This window comes from Citrobacter sp. Cpa228 (genome assembly GCF_030333085.1).
GTDB lineage: Bacteria > Pseudomonadota > Gammaproteobacteria > Enterobacterales > Enterobacteriaceae > Citrobacter > Citrobacter pasteurii.
The window spans coordinates 1-23,738 of the sequence record NZ_JAOWGQ010000030.1; the positions used below are offsets into that span (position 1 = coordinate 1).

Below are 23,738 nucleotides of genomic sequence, written 5' to 3' on the forward strand. Positions count from 1 at the left end.
CGGCCATTCATGCCATCCACTTCCCATCTTACACCTCCTTCGGATTAGCCAGATAACCCGTGGTATCCCCGGTCGGGCGGCTATTGGCATTTGGTTTGATGACGATGCTCGGTTTGGTAAAGTGCGCGCCAGGGAGCGGCGCAACCGCGGCCAGGGTGCCGTGTTTTTTACGCAGTTCCTCTATCGGGCCGAAGTCCAGCGCACGCAGCGGGCAGGATTCGACACAGATGGGTTTCTTACCCTCAGCAACACGTTCATGACAGCCATCGCACTTGGTCATGTGTCCTTTGGCGGCATTGTATTGCGGTGCGCCATACGGGCAGGCCATGTGGCAATAGCGACAGCCAATGCACACGTCTTCATCCACGACCACAAAACCATCTTCACGTTTGTGCATCGCGCCGCTTGGACACACCTTGGTACAGGCCGGGTCTTCACAGTGGTTACACGCAATGGAGAGGTAGTAGGCGAAAACGTTCTGGTGCCAGACACCGTTATCTTCCTGCCAGTTGCCGCCTGCGTATTCGTAAATACGGCGGAAACTGACGTCCGGCGTTAAATTTTTGAAGTCTTTGCAGGCCAGTTCGCAAGTTTTACAACCGGTGCAACGGGCGGAGTCGATAAAAAATCCGTATTGAGTCGTCATGGATTACACCTTACGCCTTTTCAACCTGAACGAGATTACTGTGGGATGGATTCCCCTTCGCTAACGGAGAAGGACGATGTGACGTGAGAATGTTAATAGAGCCACCGTGATCGATCTGGTCACCAAACATATCAGCATTGAGCCATGCGCCCTGGCCGATGGCTGTCACGCCGGGCAAAATACGCGGTGTGACTTTTGCGGCGATCAGCATCTGACCATTGCTGTTAAACACCCGTACCGTATCGCCGTGATGAATGCCACGTGAACGAGCATCGACGGGGTTAATCCAGATTTCCTGCGGGCATGCCTGTTGTAGAACATCAATGTTGCCGTAGCTTGAGTGAGTTCGCGCCTTATAGTGGAATCCGGTGAGCTGTAGCGGATACGTTTTGCGTTTGGGGTCGTCCCAGCCGTCAAAGCCTGGCGCATAAGCCGGTAGCGGATGCACAATCTCGTCTTGTTTGAGTTCCCATGTCTCGGCAATGGTGGCCAGTCTTTCAGAGTAAATCTCAATTTTCCCTGATGGCGTTTTCAATGGGTTTGCCGCGGGATCTTCGCGGAATGAGCGGAAGGCGACATAGTGTTCCTCCGGGCATTTTTTCTTGAAAATACCGGTCGTTTTCATCTCTTCGTAATCCGGCATTTCCGGGTTACGTTCTTTGGTTTTGGCATGCAGATATTTCACCCACTCGTGTTGGGTGCGGCCTTCCGTGAATTTTTGATAGACGTCCGGGCCCAGGCGTTTAGCGACTTCACTTAACATCCAGTAGATGGGTTTTCGTTCAAATTTAGGTGAGGTAGCGGGCTGTCCGAGGATCACATAGCCCATATTCCCGGCGGACTCATGTGAAATGAGGTCTTCCTGTTCAGTAGGCATCAGATCCGGCAGCAGGATGTCGCAGTACTTCGCCGATGCGGTCATAAAGTGCTCAATGCCGACAATCATTTCGCACTTACTGTCATCCTGTAAAACGTCATGAGTATGAGCAATGTTGCCATGCTGGTTGATGAGCGTATTACTGGCATAGCACCAGATAAACTTGATAGGCACATCCAGTTTATCTTTGCCGCGTACACCGTCGCGGGTGGCTGTCATTTCTGCGCCATGATCGATAGCATCCGTCCAGGTGAACACCGATATCTGTGTTTTGACCGGGTTCTCTAACATGGAGAACCATTCAACGCCCAGATCCCAGGTCCCTTCACGCATACCGGAGTTACCGCCGTTAATTCCCACGTTTCCTGTCAAAACAGAGAGCATGGTGATTGCTCGGGCTGTCTGTTCACCGTTGGAATGGCGTTGCGGTCCCCAGCCCTGACAGATGTAAGCAGGTTTTGCCGAACCGATTTCACGCGCTAACTGGATGATTTTGTCTGCAGGGATGCTGGTAATCTGAGATGCCCATTGCGGTGTTTTGGCAATTGCGTCCGGGCCGTCACCTAATATATAGGCCTTGTAGTGCGCATTACGCGGTGCGCTGGCGGGGAGAGTGGTTTCATCGTAGCCGACGCAGTATTTATCAAGGAAAGGTTTATCAATCAGATCTTCTGTGATCAGCACCCAGGCGATTGCGGCGGCCAGTGCAGCATCCGTCCCTGGGCGAATAGGCAGCCATTCATCTTCACGACCTGCGGCGGTGTCGTTGTAGCGTGGATCGATAACGATCATTCTGGCATTTGACCGCTCACGTGCCTGCTCGACATACCAGGTTACGCCACCGCCGCTCATACGCGTTTCGGCTGGATTATTACCAAACATCACAACCAGCTTTGTGTTGGCGATATCGTCGGGGCTGTTACCGTCGTTAGCACCAAACATGTATCCCATGGCGGCGCTGATTTGTGCGGTGCTGTAACTCCCGTAACGGCTTAGATAGCCACCACAGGAATTCATCAAACGGTAGGGGACGTTGGAGTTCGTGATATTACCGCCATCCACACCGGTACCGTAAAGAACGTGAACGGCTTCATTACCGTAATCATGCAAGATACGCTTCAGATTGCCGGCAACGGTATCCAGCGCTTCATCCCAACTGATACGCTCGAATTTACCTTCACCACGTTTACCAACGCGTTTCATCGGGTATTTGAGGCGGTCAGGGTGGTTCATACGACGGCGAATCGAACGACCACGCAAGCAGGCGCGAACCTGGTGGTTACCGTAGGTATCATCACCGGTCGTGTCAGATTCAACCCAGTAGACTGCATCATCTTTCACATGCAGACGTAAAAGGCAACGGCTGCCGCAGTTAACCGTACAGGAACTCCAGACAGCCTTATCTTCAACAGGTTGCACTGATTGCTGTACTGCAGCAGCAGCGGCACGAATACCAAAGGGTAGTGACAGGCCACCGGCAGCAAGTGCCAGTGAACCTATAGCCGAGGATTTCACTAACGTCCTGCGGCTAATACCTCCATATTGCTCATCTTCAGACATAACCCACTCCATTGTAATTGTCGTTATATATATTGTTTTATAACGAAATAACTAGCTTGCTAACAATGAAGTTGAGTCTACCTATTTAGAGGTAAATCTTATTAATGCATATCAAACAGGAGTGACCCTCCGCGAACGGAGGGTAAAATTTATTGCGGCTCAGCCACGTGACCGTCCTGAGAAGGGCTACTGTTTGCGGGTGCGTTACCGCTGTTGGTTCGGGTATAGAGGATCTTGTGCGTATCATTAGCACAATGACCGACCACCAGTGAATCAGGCTGATCGGCCTGATCATTAGGAACAATATTCAACGTGAAACTGGATTCCGCGACACCATTATTAATAATGCGCTGTTCGATATCACTCTTCACGCGCTCACATGACGCGGGCGCCGCCAGGATCTGCGGGGAAGCGACCAGTAATAAGCTCGCGGCAATTCCTGTTATGTATTTCATCATCAACTCCTTTCGTGATCGACATAAACTAAGATTAGCATTTCTGGTGTAAATAACTGTATTTGCTAATATGATTGAGAATTATCTTCTTATCCCGGTGAAAAATGTGAAGAAACAGACCCTGTTAGGTTTCCTGTGTATCGTGTTGGTTGGGTGTGATAACGCCAAAGGGCTGGTGTCCTTTACGCCGGAAATGGCCAGCTTCTCCAATGAATTTGATTTTGATCCGCTACGCGGCCCAGTGAAAGATTTTAGTCAGACACTGCTCAACGACAAAGGCGAAGTGACTAAGCGCGTCACAGGTACGCTCTCACAGGAAGGCTGTTTTGATACGCTGGAATTGCATGATGTCGAAAATAATACGGGTATGGCATTAGTGCTGGATGCGAACTTCTATCGGGACGCCGAAACACTGGAAAAACGGATCCGTTTACAAGGGAAATGCCAACTGGCGGAACTGCCTTCGGCGGGGGTAGTGTGGGATACCGACGATAACGGTTTTGTTGTGTCCGCCACGGGAAAAGAGATGAAGGTGCAGTACCGGTATGACGCGGAAGGCTACCCGCTCGGTAAAACCACCATCAGTAAGGACAATACGCTGCAGGTTGAGGCTAAACCGTCAGTCGATCCATTGAAAAAACTGGATTACACGGCAGTAAGCATACTGAACGATCACCCTTTAGGTAACGTCAAACAAACCTGTAAGTATGATTCGTATGCTAATCCGGTCAACTGCCAGCTGGTTATCGTTGACGAAAGCGTAAAGCCGGCAGTTGAGCATCATTACTCGATTGAAAACACCATTGATTACTACTAACCGCTTTTACTGAGCGGTAGGTTGTAACAGGCTGGAACCCGGTGTTTTGTGATCGGCCAGATATTGCTGTTGGAAGATACACATACGGATAGTGTTGCGGTATTGGCCGTTGATAAAGAATTCATGAATCAGCTCGCCTTCGACCATAAAGCCGAGTTTACGGTAGATGTGGATAGCTTTTTCGTTCTCTTTATCAACGATCAGATACAGCTTATACAAGTTGAGTACGGTAAAACCGTAATCCATCGCCAGCTTTGCCGCGCGCGTTGCCAGTCCTTTGCCCTGATAATCAGGGGAAATAATGATCTGAAATTCAGCCCGGCGGTGCACATGGTTTATTTCAACCAGCTCCACCAGCCCGGCTTTCTCACCGTCACACTCGACCACAAAACGGCGTTCACTTTGGTCGTGAATGTGTTTGTCATACAGGTCTGACAGCTCAACAAACGCTTCGTAAGGTTCTTCAAACCAGTAGCGCATGACGCTGGCGTTGTTATCAAGCTGATGGACGAAACGTAAATCTTCACGCTCCAGCGGGCGCAGCTTTACACTGAGGGCGCTTGCCATATCGTATCCTTTCAATATCTTCTGGTGAGCACAATGATTATGGGGCAACGGTGCGGCCAGTGCGGCGATCGAGACAACGCAGGGTGTTAGGCTCCCAATACGCATTCAGGTTCGCGCTTTGTTCGCATTTATCACGGTTATCAAAAGCAGCGTCGGCTTTGTCCCACTCTTTCTCTGTACGCTTGTTGACTTTCTGACGCAACTGACGCGTATCGTTCCATTGTTCCTTTTCCATTGCAGCCTGTTGACGACTTTGCGCACTGTCCCCGGACTCTATGACCAGTTTACTGGTTTCAGCAAATACGGAAGAGGTGTACACGGCCGCCGCCAGCGTCAGCATGGCCGTCAGACACAGGCGTTTGGTCAGTGTAATTTTCATGGCGAATTCCTTTAATGAGAAAGGGAAAAAAACGATAAAACAGGGTTAAATTCTACACTATTCCTGCGCCAGGGCATACCCACTGGGCGCATATGGATACGTTGGACATATTCTGTCGTATTATGGTTAAACCGAAGGTAACTGAATAACTCCAATGCTTAAGACAACATTACTTTTCTTCGTCACCGCGTTATGCGAAATCATTGGCTGCTTTTTACCCTGGCTCTGGCTTAAGCGTGGGGCGACGGCCTGGTTGCTGGTTCCCGCTGGGGTGTCATTAGCGCTGTTCGTCTGGTTGCTGACGCTACATCCGGCGGCGAGCGGGCGGGTATATGCCGCGTATGGTGGTGTCTACGTGGTGACTGCACTGCTCTGGTTACGCATTGTCGATGGCGTAAAACTGAGCCTGTACGACTGGTCCGGCGCGTTAGTGGCACTGTGTGGGATGTTGATCATCGTGGCCGGATGGGGGCGCGCATAGCGCCTTTTTTGTGATCGGTGAGCGCTTTTTTGATCTTCATACTTGTATGGTAGTAGTTCAGTTGGGTAAATTTCCTGCATCACAAGAAGAGATGTAAGGATTAAAAAATGAAGATTGTCGGGGCTGAAGTTTTTGTTACCTGTCCAGGACGTAATTTTGTCACGCTGAAAATCACGACAGACGATGGGATCACCGGATTAGGGGATGCCACACTAAACGGGCGTGAATTATCCGTGGCGTCCTACCTGAAAGATCATGTGTGTCCACAGCTAATTGGACGTGATGCGCATCGAATTGAGGATATCTGGCAGTTTTTTTACAAGGGGGCTTACTGGCGTCGCGGCCCGGTAACGATGTCGGCGATTTCTGCGGTGGATATGGCTCTGTGGGATATCAAAGCGAAGGCGGCGAACATGCCGTTGTACCAGTTGCTGGGGGGCGCATCGCGCGAAGGCGTCATGGTGTACTGTCACACAACGGGTCATTCCATTGATGATGTGCTGGAGGATTACGCGCGTCATAAAGAGATGGGATTTAAAGCGATCCGTGTGCAGTGTGGTGTACCGGGGATGAAGACCACCTACGGTATGTCTAAAGGTAAAGGCCTGGCCTACGAACCGGCGACCAAAGGCCAGTGGCCGGAAGAGCAACTGTGGTCGACGGAGAAATATCTCGATTTCACACCGAAATTGTTTGAAGCCGTCCGCAAAAAATTTGGTTTTGATGAACATCTTCTGCATGACATGCATCACCGCCTGACGCCAATTGAAGCGGCCCGTTTTGGCAAAAGCATTGAACAATACCGTTTATTTTGGATGGAAGATCCTACTCCGGCTGAAAATCAGGCGTGCTTCCGCCTGATCCGCCAGCATACGGTCACGCCGATTGCGGTAGGGGAAGTGTTCAACAGTATCTGGGACTGCAAGCAGCTTATTGAAGAACAGCTGATCGACTATATTCGCACCACTATTACCCACGCAGGCGGTATCACCGGTATGCGTCGTATTGCTGATTTTGCCTCACTTTATCAGGTGCGCACGGGTTCTCATGGACCTTCCGATTTGTCGCCAGTCTGCATGGCCGCTGCGCTGCATTTCGATCTGTGGGTACCAAACTTCGGGGTGCAGGAATATATGGGGTACTCAGAACAGATGTTGGAAGTGTTCCCGCATAACTGGACCTTTGATAACGGCTATATGCACCCAGGTGACAAACCCGGTCTCGGTATTGAGTTTGACGAAAAACTTGCAGCGAAATATCCGTACGATCCCGCATATCTGCCGGTCGCCCGTCTTGAAGATGGCACGCTGTGGAACTGGTAAATGTAAATTTTACGTACGAAAGATGTTGATTAACCCAATACCCTACAGAAGGTTAAACTTATGGTTAGTTCAGTCGATATTAAAAATAACGTAGATAATAAACCCATTATTCGTCGGGTGGCTTCAGCATCCGCAATTGGTACTGCTGCTGAGTATTATGATTTTTTTGCATACGGGACAGCAGCTGTACTCTTTTTTGGTCATTTATTTTTCCCAAGTGACGATCCGTTAATAAGTACTCTCGCTGCTTTTGCAACCTATGCTGTTGGTTTCCTTGCAAGACCATTAGGAGGAATTGTCTTTGGCCATATTGGCGATAAAGTTGGGCGTAAAAAAGCACTGGTTATTACCATATTAATTGTTGGTTTGGGAACGTTCTGTATCGGGTTATTACCTACATATGAGAAAATAGGTGTATGGGCTCCAGCTTTACTTATTTTTATTCGTGTATTACAGGGATTTGGGGTTGGCGGAGAGCAAGCCGGTGCAGTACTGATGACTGCTGAATATTCTGAACCCAAACATCGTGGATTTTTTTCCAGTTGGGTTCAGATCGGTGCCCCGGTTGGATTCCTTCTGCCGTTAGCACTCTTTGCGTTGTTAAATGCCACACTTTCTCCAGAAGCAATGATGGATTACGGGTGGCGTATACCGTTCCTGTTGAGTCTGTTACTGGTTATTGTTGGACTGTTTATCCGCTTAAAAATTGATGAGTCACCTGTCTTTGCTCAGATTAGGGAGACAAAAGCAGAAGAATCACGTCCACTCGTTGAAGTTATCCGCGATTTTCCTGGCATTGTTGTCAAGGGGGTCTGTGCGAAACTGATTGAAGCTTGCACATTTGCAATGTTCACTGTGATTGTTTTGGCTTACGGTAAGGCAAATAATCTTGATGCTAGTATTTTGATGGAGACAATGATCGTTGCGGTCATAATAGAAATCATTGCCATACCGTTGATGGGATCGCTATGCGATAAAATTGGACGTAAACCAGTCTATATTATCGGTGCGTTGCTGCAGGTCGTTATGATTATTCCTTTCTTCCTTGCTATTAATCAGGATAGTTTTTGGCTTACACAAATAGTAATGATTATGGTGCTGAGTATTGGACATAGTATGTGTTATGCACCTCAGGCTTCATATTTTCCGGAGCTTTTCCCAACTCATATTCGCTGTAGCGGAATAGCATTAATTTGGCAACTGGGGTCGCTAATAGGCAGTGGGATTCTTGGCTTAGTTGCAGTAAAAATTCTGCAAGTAACAGGTGGACATTACTATGGACTTGCAACCTATGTGATTGTACTTGGCGTTATCTCAATTATTGGTTTGTTGATGATGCCGGAAACCGCTCCGCAAAGACTTAAGCGTGAATACCAGCAGTGGCAGAAACATTAATATCCTTTGGCGGCAGTATGCCGCCAAATTCACCGACCTTGGTACATAACTCAATAAATGATGTCATACCAATCATAAAAAGTTTAATGCAAATCAAAACATACAACCATACAGGCGTTACTCTGAGGCAATCCTGATTTCATTGATAAGTAGGTAATACAATGCAAAACAAGCTCTTAGCGGCAAAGGCTGCACTTCCTGGCTACGATCGTACAAAACTGGTTCCGCGTATTGTTCACCTCGGGTTCGGTGCTTTCCACCGCGCACACCAGGGGGTATACGCTGACATTCTGGCTGCAGATCACAATAGTGACTGGGGATATTGCGAAGTAAACCTGATTGGCGGAGAGCAGCAGATTGCTGATTTGAAACAGCAAGATAACCTGTACACCGTTGCGGAAATGTCTGCGGATGCCTGGACCGCAAGAGTTGTTGGCGTGGTTAAAAAGGCGTTGCATGCGCAGGTTGATGGCCTGGAGGCTGTACTGGCTGCTCTGTGTGAACCGCAGGTGGCGATCGTTTCCCTGACCATTACTGAGAAGGGGTATTGCCATTCTCCAGCAACCGGACAATTGATGCTGGATAACCCGATGATTGCCGCCGACCTGCAAAACCCAAAACAGCCGAAGACCGCGCCGGGTGTGGTGGTTGAAGCATTGGCTCGCCGTAAAGCCGCAGGTTTAGGTGCGTTTACCGTGATGTCCTGCGACAACATGCCAGAAAACGGCCATGTGATGCGCAATGTTGTCACTGCGTATGCCCGGGCGGTGGATGCTGAGCTGGCGGCATGGATCGAACAACATGTGACGTTCCCGTCAACAATGGTTGATCGTATTGTCCCGGCGGTAACCGCAGATACGCTGGACAAAATTGAACAACTTACCGGGGTACGCGATCCGGCTGGTGTGGCATGTGAACCGTTCCGTCAGTGGGTCATTGAAGATAACTTTGTCGCTGGGCGTCCAGAGTGGGAAAAAGCCGGGGCTGAACTGGTGGCAGATGTTATCCCGTTCGAAGAGATGAAGTTGCGCATGCTTAACGGCAGCCACTCTTTCCTTGCTTACCTCGGCTACCTGGCAGGATATCAACACATCAACGACTGCATGGGTGATGAGAACTATCGTGTCGCTGCCCGCGCGTTGATGCTGCAGGAGCAAGCGCCAACATTAAAAGTGAAAGGGGTGGATCTCCAGCATTATGCCGACTTACTGATTGACCGCTATAGCAACCCTGCGTTGCGCCACCGTACCTGGCAGATTGCCATGGACGGTAGTCAGAAACTGCCGCAACGTATGCTTGACTCTGTGCGTTGGCATATCGTGCACGGTAGTGGTTTTGATCTGCTTGCACTCGGTGTGGCGGGTTGGATGCGCTATGTCGGGGGCGTGGATGAGCAGGGACAAGCCATTGAAATTAGCGATCCGTTGCTGCCAGTGATCCAGCAAGCGGTACAGAACAGTCACGAAGGTGAAGATCGTGTGCAGGCACTATTGGCAATTGACGCTATTTTTGGTGATGAACTGCCGCAAATTGAACTGGTTAAAAAGCGGGTTACAGAAGCGTACCTGACTTTGCTGGCGGAAGGCGCGAAGGCAACGGTTGCGAAATATGCTGCGAAATTACAGTCAGTAAGATAAAGCGTTATGTCGCCATCCGGCTTTAACGACAGCCAGATGGCGCATTGTTTTTGGCATTCACACCAATTAGTTCATGCCTAAACGAATCAGTTCGAGGGGGGCATATTTGCCTTCACATCCTTCGATTTCCACTGTTTTACCGCGGCGGATTTGCTCAGCGGTCAGGCCGTCGGTGTCAATGGCTGTAATACGGCCGGTGAGTCCGCTGTCACTAATCATGACGCGGCTGCCAGTGGTGATTGCGTTGCGGTTACGATCGTATGTTTTCATGGTGTTTTCTCCTTTCCAACTTACCGTCAAAGCCCGTGGGCTTTTAGTCCCACGTAACGGGCGCAATATAAATACGCTTCTCGGTAATGATTTTTTTTGTTTTCGATCAAAATCACAGCTTTTTTTATAGGGATATGCAGGAGAGGGGATCTTTCGGGGAAACTCACCTCAGTGAGAGGTGAGCTACGTATTAGTCTTCGCTAAACCAGTCGCTATTTTCCTGACGAATAAGCTGAACAGATTCGCTAATTTCCTGTAGATGCAGCATCATTGCATGCCCGACGGCATCGCCATCATGCTTTACCAGCGCCGCAAAGATATCATGGTGCTGACGAAGTAGCATTTCAGGTGGGGAGACGTGATCCAGACTCATATAGCGTACACGGTCAATCGTGGCTTTAATATTCTCGACGGTGTCCCAGGCAAGCTGGCAATCAGCGATTAATGCCAGTTTCTGATGAAATTCATCATCAAGCTGGAAGAAATCGTTGAGCTGTTTACGGTCAATGGCAATGCGTTGCTGATGCAGGTTTTGTTCCAGTTGATAGCACTGGTTATCGGTGATCATCGAGGCGGCGCGGCGGGCCACGGCACACTCAATGGCCTGACGTACAAAACAGCCATTTTGCACCTGCGACAGCGAGATCTTATTCACGTAACTGCCACGTTGTGGACGGATCTGAATCAAACCGTTTTCTGCCAGTTTGATGAATGCCTCTCGTACCGGCTGGCGAGACACGTTAAAGCGTACGGAAACCTCTTTCTCCGACAATGGCGTACCGGGCGCAATCAGACAATGCACGATATCGCTGCGAAGAATACGGTAAATCTGCTGATTTACCGGCTGTGTAGGGTTGAGCTGCGTTTCTACGGTCATTCATTCTTACTTATTAAAGAGTTAACCCGGCTATTTTATCACTTATTGAGCGCTTTCTATACCCGGCACAAGGCCGGGTATCTCATTTAGCTTCGATGCACGCTAAGCCCGGCAAAAGACTGGGTGACTGGCATCATCTCAAGGGTATTGATATTGACATGAGCCGGTAACGAAGCAACCCACCATACGGCTTCAGTGACATCTTGCGGAGTCAGTGCAGTGGTATTTTCGTAGGTTTTACCTGCTTTATCATCGTCGCCTTTGAAACGCACATTAGAGAACTCGGTACCGCCAACGAGTCCGGGTTCAATGTCGGTAACGCGGATTGCTGTGCCGTGTAAGTCTGTACGCAGGTTCAGACTAAACTGACGAACAAACGCTTTGGTTGCACCGTACACGTTCCCGCCAGCGTACGGCCAACTACCGGCGGTAGAGCCGATATTAATAATGTGGCCGCGGTTACGCTCGACCATGCCAGGCAGAACGGCACGAGTCATATAAACCAGGCCTTTGTTGTTGGTATCGATCATGGTTTCCCAGTCATCGACATTCGCTTTGTGGGCTGGCTCAAGACCCAGCGCCAGACCGGCATTGTTGACCAGAATATCGATATTGCGCCATTCGGCAGGCAGGGCGTCCAGCATCTCTTCAATGGATGCGCGATTGCGTACGTCAAGCTGGGCGGTATACAGATTATTGCCCAGTTCATCTTTCAGTTCCTGCAGACGTTCCTGGCGGCGTCCGGTGGCAATAACTTTATGCCCACTCTCAATAAAACGACGCGTAATGCACTCACCAAAACCTGCTGTTGCTCCGGTTACTAAAACGATCATCTCACTGTTCCTCAACGCTTTTTATGTAGTACTACCATAGCACGTCATTTCTGTTCAGAGCTATTCCTGCTTAACGAGATTGCGGTCGAATCCTGGGAGGCCTACTCTAGTAAACAAATCGTTTTCAGGAGGAAAAGATGTCGTTAACAAATCCTTTTTTGCACCACAGCACATTACCTTACCAGGCACCGCAATTTGATCAGATTGAAGATTGCCATTATCGGCCCGCGTTTGATGAAGGTGTGAAACAAAAACGCGCTGAAATAGCGGCGATTGTGCAAAACCAACAGACTCCTGATTTCACAAATACGTTGCTGGCGCTTGAGCAAAGTGGGGCGTTGTTGACGCGCGTCACCAGCGTTTTCTTTGCGATGACGGCAGCGCATACCAACGATAAGCTGCAGCGTCTTGACGAGGAATTCTCCGCCGAACTGGCCGCGCTGGCCAATGATATCTATCTCAATGACGCACTTTTTGCGCGTATAGATGCCGTCTGGCAGCAACGCTCTTCGCTGGCGCTGGAAGGTGAATCATTGCGTCTGTTGGAGGTGGTTCACCAACGCTTTGTGTTGGCAGGTGCGCGTCTTAATGACGCCGACAAAGCGCGTCTGAAAGCGCTAAATACGGAGTCGGCGACGTTAACCAGCCAGTTCAATCAGCGTCTGCTGGCGGCGAACAAAGCGGGGGCACTGGTCGTGGATGATGTCCGGCAACTTGACGGACTCAGCGCAGAAGAAATTGCCGTTGCGGCGCAAGCCGCCAGCGACAAAGGACTTGAGGTTCGCTGGGTTATCCCACTATTGAACACCACACAACAACCGGCACTTGCTGCGTTACGCGATCGACAGACACGAGAAAACCTGTTTACCCAGGCATGGACGCGAGCGGAAAAAAATGATGCCAACGATACCCGCGCTATCATTAAACGGCTGGTGGAGATCCGCAGAGAGCAGGCAACATTACTGGGTTTTGCGAATTTTGCAGCCTGGAAAATTGCCGATCAGATGGCGAAAACGCCAGAAGCGGCACTTTCTTTTATGCGGGCGATCGTGCCCGCTGCACGTCAACGCGCGCTGAATGAGCAGGCTGAAATTCAGAAAGCGATTAATCAGCAACAGGGACAATTCGAGGTTGAGGCCTGGGACTGGGCATATTATGCCGAGCAGGTGCGTCGTGAAAAATATGCTCTTGATCAAGCTCTGCTTAAACCTTACTTTGCCCTGGATACGGTGCTGAATGAAGGTGTTTTCTGGACGGCAAACCAGCTATTTGGCATTAAATTCATCGAGCGTTTTGACATCCCTGTTTATCATCCGGATGTACGGGTTTGGGAGATTTTCGATCATGATGGCGTAGGACTGGCGCTATTTTATGGTGATTTTTTTGCCCGTGAATCAAAAAGCGGTGGTGCCTGGATGGGAAATTTTGTTGAGCAATCTCTGCAAAATGAAACCAGACCGGTAATTTACAACGTCTGCAATTATCAGAAACCTGCTCAGGGCCAACCCGCCTTGCTGCTGTGGGATGATGTCATCACATTGTTCCATGAGTTCGGACACACGTTACATAGTCTGTTTGCCAGCCAACGGTATGCAACGCTGTCAGGCACGAATACTCCGCGTGATTTCGTCGAGTTCCCGTCGCAGATTAACGAACACTGGGCGAGTGATCCGCAGGTTTTCGCGCGTTATGCTCGCCATGTTGAAACAGGTGAAAAAATGCCCCAGCCATTGCTGGAGAAGATGCAACGGGCCAGCTTGTTTAACAAAGGCTATGATATGACGGAGCTTCTCAGTGCTGCATTGCTGGATATGCGCTGGCACAGCCTGGAGCAGAGTGTGTCATCGCTGTCAGTTGATGAGTTTGAGCAGCAGGCCCTGGCTGCGGAAGGATTGGATCTGCAGGCTGTACCACCGCGTTATCGCAGCAGCTATTTTGCCCATGTCTTCGGTGGTGGCTATGCCGCAGGATATTACGCTTATTTATGGACGCAAATGTTGGCCGATGACGGCTATCAGTGGTTTGTAGAGCAGGGCGGGTTGACCCGTGAAAACGGGCAGAAATTCCGCGAAGCGATTTTGTCCCGTGGTAACAGCACTGATTTAGCTGAGCTTTATTGCCAATGGAGCGGCCGAGATCCAAAAATGGAGCCAATGCTCAAACATCGTGGTTTGAGCGCTTAAGGCATTGTCAGCCAAAAAATTGAACCGGGCGCGATGCCCGGTTTTTAGCGTGATTTTTTCTTCCCCAAAATGTGAAATGGATGAATGACGATGAGGTTGCCAACAAAGGTCGAGCTGATTTCATTCTGCTTTGCTGTTACCTGGGTTATTTGGTGTGCATGGGCAGACAAAATCACTCATGACACGTACCTTTTTGACGGGGTGCTTTATAAGTCAGTTATTATTGGAATCGCCTTTCTGCCAGGCGTGTTCATGGCCTGGCGCGTGTACCTAAGAAATAAGTACGTAGCAGATAGGGTTAAGCGGCTTTTTGGCGTTTTCCTGACCGTTACGATGTGCCTGAGTTTTACTTTTTGGAACGTTCCAGAATTAATAATGATTTCATCAGCTAATCAGCATGTGAGTGATAATTTCAGATTCAAGATGAAATACCCCATTCAATCTGGAGGAAGAACCCGGTCATGTAAGGCTCGTGTTATCTACTATGACACATATCTGAAGCGTGAAATCGCGCTCTGCCACTGGGATGATGCTCCCTCTTTTTTCTATAAGGATTATATTCGGGTTGATAAGTTGATTTCAGGTATGGGCGGGCAGATTCTTTACCACGAAGCCGTTCATTGAGGAAATCGTCTTCAAGTGTCACATTTCATGCGGTTAATATTATCGTCGTTTTTTGCGATTTAACTCAGAGGTGTTTTGTTTCATTAAATATAAAACAAGAAAAATAACATCCATTCTATCATATTGATTATCAAGGTTATTTTGATTGCGGGTTAATATATTATCATGCAAGGTGATTTTTGTTCGCTTTCTTTAATATTAATTACTATTAAAAAATTTACATAAGTTTTCCTTTTTGGCGCTAAAATGCCCATGTCTAAATGTTCATACAGGGAAGGAAACCGTGATGATCAGAAGAACGCAGGAAATAGATGCAATTTTAATCGAACTTAACAAATCAATTGATGCTCATTATAAGTGGCTAGTGAAAATGTTCCGCTGTGTGGTGTCATCAGACGTTACTCAGCCTGATATTTCGGGCGATGACTCTCACGCTGTTTGTCAATTTGGGCAATGGCTCAAAGACAATCCGCAGCACGATGATGATGAATGCAGTTATGTCAGCAATATTCACGCGACACATGAGAAAATGCATTTGTTAGGCAAGGAATTGCTATTGGCAATCGTGGAAGAGCGTAGCCATTCATGGCATTTCGACAGTTTCCAGGATGCGTTACTGGGATTTACGTCTGCGGTCATGGACTACAAAATATATTTACTGACTATCCGCAGTAATATTGATGTGTTAACAGGTTTGCCTGGCAGAAGAATGCTTGATGAGTCGTTTGACCAGCAGTTACTCGATGCTGAGCCGCTTAACCTGTACATATTGTTGCTGGATATCGACCGTTTTAAACATGTTAATGATACCTACGGACATCTGGTTGGTGACAGGGTGTTGCGCAGTCTGGCGTCAAATTTATTAGCATGGACCCGATATGATGAGGTTGCCTATCGCTATGGTGGTGAGGAGTTTATTGTCATCATCCGAACCAAAACGGACGAGCAGGCTTGCCAGGCAGGGTTGCGTCTTTGTCATCTGATTGGCCAGAAAAAAATCCCTTATCCAGAAGGCGAAATCGGCATAACGGTAACGGCTGGCATTACCAGAGTTCAACAGGGTGAAACGCTGGACAACGGGCTTGGACGTGCTGACAGAGCCATGTATGAAGGGAAACAGACCGGCAGGAATCGCTGCATGTTTATGGATGAAAAAGAGGAAATCACGTTAGTTGGCACCAATGATCAACTGACACCGCGCGTCAGAGCGTGAATTTTATCAGCGTAGATCTGCTGTAGTTACGTTTCGTTTAACTTCCATTGTGGTTGTCAATGATATGTTAGCTGACTATCCGTTATCTTCGCAGGGAATTGTCAGATAACGTATAAAGCAAAACACAAATCTATCCATGCAAGCATTTACCGCTGGTTTCTCCGGCGGTTTTTTTTATCTGTAATTCAGAGAAATGATTCAGGGAAGGGAAGCCGGTAAAAAAATGGCCCCTTGTGCAGTTACGCGACAAGGGGCCGGTTCGGTGCAGGATTATCTCCGTTCATCAATCATCCCATCTGTGACTAAAATACGCGGCCAGGAAACCGGAAAATAAAATAATTCCCAGAACAGCCATAAAAATATTCATATTACCCAGCATAGTAAATGCTCCTTTATCTATGAGTTTCCTCTCTTACCTTAATTTCACCTCGTTAATGACTATAGTAGCAATTTGAACTTAAACAAAGAGTGAACTGTGTGAATATTTCGTCTGAAATGTAAGATTTTGGCTTTTTCTCGTCGAAGAAAATAAATAAAAGTGACGAAACAGGCGCACCCATCGGCAAATAATCATAATTTTATCTTGTAATCCGCTGCAATTACCGGGTTGTCCGGACACAGGATGTTGCACGTTTATAATGCAACACTGTGTCATGGTGGTTCAATTCTTCGCTCTTGCCGTCATGACGACGCATTCTTTCTATCTGTATTTTATTGGTGATATTTATAATTTATTGAATTATATGATTTTTTCATATCTGGCACTGTTTTTGCCTTATCCCTTCTGAACACCCTTAATTTGCACCGTTTTGTCTTTCCGGCTGCACCGGAGCTTTCAGCAAATCTACTTTCAGGAGTGAAACTATGCAGCGTCGTACATTATTAAAAGCCTTTGCTCTTTCTGCCTCTGTGGTGGCTATGGGGATGAGTTTTAGCGTTCAGGCCGCCGACACCATTAAAGTTGGCATCATGCATTCGTTGTCCGGGACAATGGCTATTTCTGAAACGCCGCTGAAGGATGTGGCGTTGATGACCATTGATGAGATCAACGCCAAAGGCGGTGTACTGGGGAAAAAACTGGAGCCGGTAGTGGTCGATCCGGCGTCAAACTGGCCGCTGTTTGCCGAAAAAGCCCGTCAGTTGCTAAGCCAGGACAAAGTGGCGGTGGTTTTTGGTTGCTGGACATCGGTTTCGCGCAAATCTGTACTGCCGGTATTTGAAGAGTTAAACGGCCTGTTGTTTTATCCCGTGCAATATGAAGGTGAAGAGATGTCACCTAACGTTTTCTATACTGGCGCCGCGCCCAACCAGCAGGCTATTCCGGCGGTTGAGTATCTGATGAGTGAAGACGGTGGTAGTGCAAAACGTTTCTTCCTGCTGGGCACCGACTACGTCTATCCGCGAACAACCAATAAAATTCTCCGTGCCTGGCTGCATTCAAAAGGCGTTGCGGATAAAGACATTGAAGAGGTTTATACCCCGTTTGGTCACAGCGATTACCAGACCATCGTCGCCAGCATCAAAAAATTCTCCGCAGGGGGGAAAACGGCGGTGGTATCTACCATTAATGGCGACTCTAACGTTCCGTTCTATAAAGAACTGGCTAACCAGGGTCTGAAAGCGACCGATGTTCCGGTTGTTGCGTTCTCTGTTGGAGAAGAGGAGTTGCGCGGTATTGATACCAAACCCCTGGTAGGCAATCTTGCGGCCTGGAACTATTTTGAATCCGTTGATAATGCCACCAATAAGCAATTTATCGCTGATTACCGCGCCTATGCGAAAGCGCACAAATTGCCGAATGCTGATTCTGTGGTCACGAACGATCCGATGGAAGCCACGTATGTTGGCCTGCACATGTGGGCGCAGGCAGTTGAAAAAGCCGGAACGACGGATGTAGATAAAGTTCGCGCAGCCATGGCGGGGCAATCATTCGCGGCACCTTCTGGCTTTACGCTGACAATGGATGCAACGAATCATCACCTGCATAAACCCGTCATGATTGGCGAAATCGAAAGTAACGGTCAGTTTAACGTGGTATGGCAAACGGATGCCCCGGTCCGTGCCCAACCGTGGAGTCCGTATATCGCCGGGAATGATAAGAAATCTGAGCAGCCCGTCAAAACCGCCAGCAACTGATCTTACGCCCTCCTGTGGGAGGGCCCAATTTTGGAGAACGCTATCATGAAAGCCATGCGCTTTATTCGTGGCGTGTTGTTGCTGACGTGGCTTTTGCCGTGGATAGCGCAGGCAACAGATGCCGATACCTTCGCCGCGGCCAGTCGGACACAGCAGGCGACATTACTGGAACAATGGGCGATTAACCCCGATGTTCAGCGTTTACCTTTGCTTAATGCCCTGAGTGGCGAAAACCTGCTGACCGATGACGTTAAAAATGCGTTCACGATGAACGGTTCACGTGTGCAATCTCTGGGGGCGGCGAGCACACCCAGTGGCGAATTAAAAAAAATCCGCCTGACTAACCGCCTGCGTAACCTGGTGGCTGGCACATTGGCTGTTCATCAGTTATTAAGTGACAGTGTCACTTTTAGAATGGCCGCTGCCCGGACATTACAACGTGAAGCACTGCCAGTGATGCTGCCATTTTTGCAGCAAAGGCTAATGCAGGAGACGGATGCTGGCGTGAAATCCACCCTCGCGGTTGCTCTGGCAAACCTGCAACTGAACAGCACTTCGCCCGATATCAGGCGCCAGGCCATCGAATTGCTGGGCGCATCCAATGATCCTGAAACACAAGCGCGATTACAGCCTTTCACCCAGGTGGAACATGAACCCGATGCGCGCGTACGCGCTGCCGCCAGCGAAAGCCTGAATACCATCGGACATCGAATGAAGGTTGGAGAGCTGCTTGGCCAGGCGTTTATGGGATTATCGCTGGGGTCTATTTTATTGCTGGCGGCGCTGGGGCTGGCCATCACCTACGGACTACTCGGCGTCATTAATATGGCGCACGGTGAAATGCTGATGCTTGGCGCTTACTGTACCTGGATGGTGCAACAGCTGATGAGCCAGTTTTTCCCGCAGTGGTTAGCCTTTTATCCGCTGATTGCGCTGCCGGTTGCCTTCTTGCTGACCGCCGCTATTGGAATGCTGCTGGAACGCACTGTGATCCGCCATTTGTACGGACGCCCACTTGAAACGCTACTGGCAACATGGGGGATTAGTCTGATGCTGATCCAGTTGGTGCGTATGACCTTTGGTGCGCAAAACCTCGAGGTAGCTAACCCGGCGTGGCTGTCGGGTGGTATTCAGGTCTATGCCAATTTGATTTTGCCGTGGAACCGGATTGTGGTGCTGGGATTTGCCATTCTGGTGCTGTTCTTCACGTGGTTGTTGCTGAATAAAACCCGTCTGGGTATGCGCGTGCGGGCGGTGACGCAAAACCGCAGCATGGCTGACTGCTGCGGCGTTCCCACGGGGCGCGTGGATATGTTGGCATTTGGTTTAGGCTCCGGCATTGCCGGACTTGGGGGCGTGGCGCTATCGCAGTTGGGCAACGTGGGACCAGAACTGGGGCAAAGCTACATCATTGATTCATTTTTGGTGGTGGTGCTGGGTGGCGTTGGACAGCTTGCCGGGAGCGTCGCGGCGGCGTTTGGTTTGGGGATTTTCAACAAGATTCTCGAACCGCAGGTTGGGGCCGTCCTCGGCAAAATTATGATTCTGGTGCTGATTATTCTGTTTATTCAAAAACGTCCGCAGGGGCTGTTTGCGCTAAAAGGGAGGGTCATTGACTGATGACGATGCCAATGACATTAACGCTGGCGCGCAAAGCGCCGCGTATTACCTGTGTGCTGGGACTGACTTTACTGCTGGCACTGATTATTCTGCCATTTCTCGCGCTGTTGCCTACGGATCATCCGCTGGCGATATCTGTCTGGACACTGACACTGGTTGGGAAAATTCTCTGTTATGCCATTGTGGCAGTTGCCCTGGATCTGGTGTGGGGATATGCCGGAATGCTGTCGCTGGGCCACGGTATTTTCTTTGCGCTGGGCGGTTATGCGATGGGGATGTACCTGATGCGCCAGGCATCTGGTGAAGGGGTGCCCGCTTTTATGTCGTTCCTGTCGTGGACTGAACTTCCGTGGTTCTGGTGGGGAACGCAGCATTTCCTTTGGGCGATGGTACTGGTTGTTATGGTGCCAGGCTTGCTGGCGTTGATATTTGGCTGGTTTGCCTTCCGCTCAAAAATCAAAGGTGTCTATTTCTCCATCATGACGCAGGCACTGACCTTTGCCGGTATGTTGTTGTTCTTCCGTAACGAAACCGGGTTTGGCGGTAATAACGGATTTACTGGTTTTACCACCATTCTGGGATTTTCGGTGACGGCGACCACGACACGTATTGCGTTGTTCCTGGCGACCGTTGTGCTGCTGACTCTGGCGCTGTGGCTAGGGTGGGCGCTGGCTCGCAGTAAATTTGGCCGTATTTTGACAGCCGTTCGCGACGCTGAAAATCGGTTGATGTTCTGCGGGTATGACCCAAAGGGCTTCAAACTACTGGTGTGGACGCTCTCTGCCGTCCTGTGCGGACTGGCGGGGGCGCTGTATGTTCCGCAGGTGGGTATCATTAACCCCAGTGAAATGTCACCCACCAACTCAATTGAAGCTGCGATTTGGGTCGCACTGGGTGGGCGCGGTACATTGATTGGCCCGGTGTTTGGCGCGGTACTGGTGAATGGCGCTAAAAGTTGGTTTACCGTCATCATGCCTGAATACTGGCAACTGTTTCTCGGCCTGATTTTTATTGGCGTTACGCTGTTTTTGCCTCGTGGCGTGATTGGTCTGTTTCGCAAGGGAGACAAATAATGCAGCCAGATGAAGGGCTTTTTACCCGCCAGATGCCGGGCGATCGCTTTCGCAATCAAACAGATCCCGTGCTCCAACTGGAAAAAATAAACGTTAACTTTGATGGTTTCCAGGCGCTAACGGATTTGACGCTCAATATTGGGGTTGGCGAGTTACGCTGCGTAATTGGACCCAATGGCGCGGGAAAAACCACGTTGATGGATGTCATCACCGGTAAAACGAAGCCACAAAGTGGGCGGGCGATTTACGATCAATCCATTGATTTAACTTCACTCGACGCCATCGCCATTGCTCGCCAGGGCATTGGTCGCAAATTTCAGAAACCGACCGTTTTTGAAGCGTTGACGGTGGAAGAGAACCTCGAGTTGGCGATGAAAAATGATAAATCCGTTTGGGGTTCCTTACGGGCGTGTTTATCGGGAGAACAGCGGGATCGCATCGATGACATGTTGACGCTGTTGCGACTGAGTAACGAACGCGCCCGTCGTGCCGGACGCCTTTCCCATGGACAGAAACAATTTCTGGAGATTGGTATGTTGCTGGTGCAGGAGCCGCATTTGTTGCTACTGGATGAGCCGGCTGCCGGGATGACGGATGCCGAGACGGAATACACCGCTGAACTGTTTCGCCAGCTTGCCGGAAAACATTCTCTGATGGTGGTTGAGCACGATATGGGGTTTGTTGAGAGTATTGCTGATCACGTCACGGTATTGCACCAGGGGCGGGTACTGGCCGAGGGGAGCCTGCGTGATGTTCAGGCCAATGAGCAGGTGATTGAAGTGTATCTCGGACGCTAAGGAGTGCTGATGCTACAGGTAAATGAACTAAATCAATACTATGGCGGCAGCCATATCCTGCGCGGCGTGAGTTTTGAGGCGCGTATCGGTGAAGTAACATGTCTGCTGGGGCGTAATGGGGTTGGCAAAACGACACTGCTGAAGTGTCTGATGGGTCTGATTCCAACCCGCAGTGGCAGCGTTATCTGGCAGGGTAAAAACATTACTCTCCGTAAGCCACATCAGCGGGTGCAGGCGGGGGTAGCGTATGTGCCGCAGGGCCGCGATATTTTTCCTCGCCTGACGGTTGAAGAGAATCTGTTGCTGGGACTCTCCCGGTTTTCAGCACAAGAGGCAAAACGTGTACCGGATGAAATTTATGCGTTGTTTCCGGTATTACAGGAGATGAAATACCGGCGGGGCGGTGATTTGTCGGGCGGGCAACAGCAACAGTTAGCTATTGGCCGGGCGCTGGCCAGTCGCCCGCAGTTGTTGATCCTCGATGAGCCAACAGAGGGGATCCAGCCTTCGGTGATAAAAGAGATTGGCCTGGTTATCAGCCAACTGGCCCATCGTGGTGATATGGCTATATTGCTGGTGGAGCAGTTTTATGACTTTGCCGAACAGCTTGCAGACAAATACCTGTTAATGTCGCGAGGAAGCATTATTCAACGCGGATCAGGTGAAAATATGGCAGCAGAAGGTGTGCGTGGGTTGGTTGCCATTTGAATCAGGCGACAGTGCCGTTTTGGCACTGTCGCAGTAATTTTCAGCAGACTACCGGCTGGCTCCAGGGTTTGGCGCGCATGCCTTTTATCATTAACGTCCAGGCAAGGACAATCGCCACCATTAGTGCGACAAACAGTGACCATGGGGGCAGTGTGGTCAGGATGACCCCGCTGACTAATGGGTTTACCGCCGCGCCAAGCCAGCCCAGTGACTGGGCGGAAAAGTAACTGGCTTTCATGCCTGCCGGTGCGATGTTGTCGATCAGCATGTATTCACCCGGCGCGTAGATGACCTCGCCAATGGTGAAAAAGGCGGCTGAAATCCCCCAGAACAGCAGGCTGTTGCCAGAGAAGGTAAAACCGACCAGACCGATAACAAAAAAAAGTGTACCCGCAGCCATCAGCGGGCGGATGTTTGCAGACGTCAGTCTGCGTCCGACAGCATATTGCAGTGATACCACAATTGCCGCGTTGACGGGCAGGACGACCGCCACCACTTTCTCAGCAAAATCGCCATCGGCAACCACCATCACGTACTGAGAAATACAGGATGCAAATGCACCACCGACAAACGAGGCCAGAAAAGCAGACAACGTAAACCAGCATAATGCTTTATCGCGCAGCAAAACCGAGGGTGACCATACTGTCGCGTTCAAACCTTCAGAGGGGATTACGGAGCGTTTTACCCATGTCTGGATAAACACCAGCGGGAAGGCTGAACATATGGCCGCCAACCAGAACGGCAGGTTAATGCTTTGCATGACCAGTAGCGTGCCCAACGGCGGGCCAACGGTCCAGCCGATGTTCAGCACGGTGTAGTTAAGTGAGAAAATCTTTGTTTTGGTGGTGGCTGAGAGGTTATCGGCAAACCAGGCTTTCAGCACGGTTGCAAACACGGAGTAGGCACAGTTGATCAGCGCGAAGAGCAGCACCACCACCACCACGTTATGCACCAGTGGAATCGCTATAAAGCCGCAAGCAAAGCCCGCGATCGCCAGCAGCATAAAGCGTTTTTTTTCAAATTTATCGGCCAGGATGCCGAATCCAAGACTGAAAACGACGCCAATAGTCAGTGCTACTGTCATTGCATAACCGATCAGATCGACACCCAGGCCATACTGACGACTGAGGTAAATCGTCATGAATGGTAGCGTAGCTCCGCGTCCAATGGTTAATAACAAAGATGACGCGAGTAACGCGAGAGTGGACCTTCTCAGTGAGATATTCATTTTCCTGCCCGACAGTGCATGTTGTTATGTTTTTTTTAGA

Annotated in this window: 24 protein-coding genes; 13 read left to right on the forward strand and 11 right to left on the reverse strand. The window is 49.6% G+C overall.

The features are described from left to right. Positions 1-28: 28 nt before the first annotated feature. From OGX91_RS00335 to OGX91_RS00345, 3 genes are all read right to left on the reverse strand, one after another. Entirely contained in the window at positions 29-646 is a 618-nt protein-coding gene (locus OGX91_RS00335; RefSeq protein WP_155021037.1) for a DMSO/selenate family reductase complex B subunit, read from the reverse strand. Positions 647-656: 10 nt separating this feature from the next. Beyond that, positions 657-3,083 (reverse strand): selenate/tellurate reductase subunit YnfF, encoded by a 2,427-nt coding sequence (gene ynfF / locus OGX91_RS00340; protein WP_005121154.1) that lies wholly within the window; start codon positions 3,081-3,083, stop codon positions 657-659. Positions 3,084-3,232: 149 nt separating this feature from the next. Next, positions 3,233-3,541 (reverse strand): DUF1161 domain-containing protein, encoded by a 309-nt coding sequence (locus tag OGX91_RS00345; RefSeq protein ID WP_137378523.1) that lies wholly within the window; start codon positions 3,539-3,541, stop codon positions 3,233-3,235. Positions 3,542-3,644: 103 nt separating this feature from the next. Here OGX91_RS00345 and OGX91_RS00350 point away from each other — a divergent pair, with 103 nt between their 5' ends. Beyond that, entirely contained in the window at positions 3,645-4,355 is a 711-nt protein-coding gene (locus tag OGX91_RS00350; protein WP_005121152.1) for a YnfC family lipoprotein, read from the forward strand. Between the two features lie 6 nt (positions 4,356-4,361). On the opposite strand, the gene speG is transcribed toward OGX91_RS00350, so the two are convergent. Beyond that, positions 4,362-4,922, reverse strand: coding sequence for a spermidine N1-acetyltransferase (gene speG, locus OGX91_RS00355; RefSeq protein ID WP_005121151.1), 561 nt, complete (start codon positions 4,920-4,922; stop codon positions 4,362-4,364). A 37-nt stretch (positions 4,923-4,959) separates the two neighbouring features. Further along, positions 4,960-5,301: a DUF1283 family protein gene (locus OGX91_RS00360; RefSeq protein ID WP_005121150.1), complete on the reverse strand. Its 342-nt coding sequence runs from the start codon at positions 5,299-5,301 to the stop codon at positions 4,960-4,962. 154 nt (positions 5,302-5,455) lie between these two features. Between OGX91_RS00360 and OGX91_RS00365 the strand changes: the two genes are divergently transcribed. The 4 genes from OGX91_RS00365 to OGX91_RS00380 all read left to right on the forward strand — a co-directional run bounded on the left by OGX91_RS00365 (position 5,456) and on the right by OGX91_RS00380 (position 10,136). Continuing rightward, the gene (locus OGX91_RS00365) at positions 5,456-5,782 is read left to right on the forward strand and encodes a YnfA family protein (RefSeq protein WP_005121149.1); all 327 of its coding nucleotides are present in this window, start codon (positions 5,456-5,458) and stop codon (positions 5,780-5,782) included. A gap of 107 nt (positions 5,783-5,889) precedes the next feature. Then, positions 5,890-7,104 (forward strand): starvation-sensing protein RspA, encoded by a 1,215-nt coding sequence (rspA, locus tag OGX91_RS00370; protein ID WP_286625116.1) that lies wholly within the window; start codon positions 5,890-5,892, stop codon positions 7,102-7,104. Between the two features lie 60 nt (positions 7,105-7,164). Continuing rightward, on the forward strand, positions 7,165-8,499 hold the full coding sequence (locus tag OGX91_RS00375) for an MFS transporter (protein ID WP_286625118.1): 1,335 nt from the start codon (positions 7,165-7,167) through the stop codon (positions 8,497-8,499). A 161-nt stretch (positions 8,500-8,660) separates the two neighbouring features. After that, positions 8,661-10,136 (forward strand): mannitol dehydrogenase family protein, encoded by a 1,476-nt coding sequence (locus OGX91_RS00380; protein WP_005121145.1) that lies wholly within the window; start codon positions 8,661-8,663, stop codon positions 10,134-10,136. Between the two features lie 66 nt (positions 10,137-10,202). Here the strand turns inward: OGX91_RS00380 and ydfZ are convergent, their stop codons facing one another. From ydfZ to ydfG, 3 genes are all read right to left on the reverse strand, one after another. After that, the gene (gene ydfZ / locus OGX91_RS00385) at positions 10,203-10,406 is read right to left on the reverse strand and encodes a putative selenium delivery protein YdfZ (RefSeq protein ID WP_005121144.1); all 204 of its coding nucleotides are present in this window, start codon (positions 10,404-10,406) and stop codon (positions 10,203-10,205) included. Positions 10,407-10,596: 190 nt separating this feature from the next. Continuing rightward, positions 10,597-11,283 carry a GntR family transcriptional regulator gene (locus OGX91_RS00390; RefSeq protein WP_005121143.1) on the reverse strand — a complete coding sequence of 229 codons (687 nt, stop codon included), beginning with the start codon at positions 11,281-11,283 and terminating at the stop codon, positions 10,597-10,599. Positions 11,284-11,369: 86 nt separating this feature from the next. Beyond that, positions 11,370-12,116, reverse strand: coding sequence for a bifunctional NADP-dependent 3-hydroxy acid dehydrogenase/3-hydroxypropionate dehydrogenase YdfG (gene ydfG / locus OGX91_RS00395; RefSeq protein ID WP_005121142.1), 747 nt, complete (start codon positions 12,114-12,116; stop codon positions 11,370-11,372). Between the two features lie 137 nt (positions 12,117-12,253). On the opposite strand from ydfG, the gene dcp reads away from it, so the two are divergent. The 3 genes from dcp to OGX91_RS00410 all read left to right on the forward strand — a co-directional run bounded on the left by dcp (position 12,254) and on the right by OGX91_RS00410 (position 16,136). After that, entirely contained in the window at positions 12,254-14,299 is a 2,046-nt protein-coding gene (gene dcp / locus OGX91_RS00400) for a peptidyl-dipeptidase Dcp (protein WP_286625123.1), read from the forward strand. Between the two features lie 84 nt (positions 14,300-14,383). Further along, positions 14,384-14,923, forward strand: coding sequence for a hypothetical protein (locus OGX91_RS00405; RefSeq protein WP_137378524.1), 540 nt, complete (start codon positions 14,384-14,386; stop codon positions 14,921-14,923). 286 nt (positions 14,924-15,209) lie between these two features. Beyond that, positions 15,210-16,136: a diguanylate cyclase gene (locus OGX91_RS00410; protein ID WP_286625124.1), complete on the forward strand. Its 927-nt coding sequence runs from the start codon at positions 15,210-15,212 to the stop codon at positions 16,134-16,136. A gap of 239 nt (positions 16,137-16,375) precedes the next feature. Here OGX91_RS00410 and OGX91_RS24130 read toward each other — a convergent pair whose 3' ends face one another. Together OGX91_RS24130 and mgtS are read right to left on the reverse strand one after the other, a co-directional pair. Next, complete coding sequence (locus OGX91_RS24130) at positions 16,376-16,420, reverse strand: hypothetical protein (protein ID WP_420889184.1); 45 nt, start codon at positions 16,418-16,420, stop codon at positions 16,376-16,378. Next, positions 16,420-16,515, reverse strand: a complete 96-nt coding sequence (gene mgtS / locus OGX91_RS00415) for a protein MgtS (RefSeq protein WP_003032406.1) — start codon at positions 16,513-16,515, stop codon at positions 16,420-16,422. The genes OGX91_RS24130 and mgtS overlap by 1 nt, the downstream gene beginning before the upstream one ends. Before the next feature lie 485 nt (positions 16,516-17,000). Here mgtS and urtA point away from each other — a divergent pair, with 485 nt between their 5' ends. From urtA to urtE, 5 genes are read left to right on the forward strand one after another with little or no spacing between them, the layout of a single operon-like run. Continuing rightward, the gene (urtA, locus tag OGX91_RS00420) at positions 17,001-18,272 is read left to right on the forward strand and encodes an urea ABC transporter substrate-binding protein (protein ID WP_149692311.1); all 1,272 of its coding nucleotides are present in this window, start codon (positions 17,001-17,003) and stop codon (positions 18,270-18,272) included. 45 nt (positions 18,273-18,317) lie between these two features. Continuing rightward, positions 18,318-19,892: an urea ABC transporter permease subunit UrtB gene (urtB, locus tag OGX91_RS00425; protein WP_149692321.1), complete on the forward strand. Its 1,575-nt coding sequence runs from the start codon at positions 18,318-18,320 to the stop codon at positions 19,890-19,892. Further along, positions 19,892-20,965, forward strand: a complete 1,074-nt coding sequence (gene urtC / locus OGX91_RS00430; protein ID WP_005122757.1) for an urea ABC transporter permease subunit UrtC — start codon at positions 19,892-19,894, stop codon at positions 20,963-20,965. Before urtB ends, urtC begins: the two co-directional genes overlap by 1 nt. Then, entirely contained in the window at positions 20,965-21,762 is a 798-nt protein-coding gene (gene urtD, locus OGX91_RS00435; protein WP_040231114.1) for an urea ABC transporter ATP-binding protein UrtD, read from the forward strand. The genes urtC and urtD overlap by 1 nt, the downstream gene beginning before the upstream one ends. Before the next feature lie 9 nt (positions 21,763-21,771). Continuing rightward, the gene (gene urtE / locus OGX91_RS00440) at positions 21,772-22,470 is read left to right on the forward strand and encodes an urea ABC transporter ATP-binding subunit UrtE (protein ID WP_005122752.1); all 699 of its coding nucleotides are present in this window, start codon (positions 21,772-21,774) and stop codon (positions 22,468-22,470) included. A 40-nt stretch (positions 22,471-22,510) separates the two neighbouring features. Here the strand turns inward: urtE and ydeE are convergent, their stop codons facing one another. Beyond that, positions 22,511-23,698 (reverse strand): efflux MFS transporter YdeE, encoded by a 1,188-nt coding sequence (gene ydeE, locus OGX91_RS00445; protein ID WP_040231112.1) that lies wholly within the window; start codon positions 23,696-23,698, stop codon positions 22,511-22,513. Positions 23,699-23,738 lie beyond the last annotated feature (40 nt).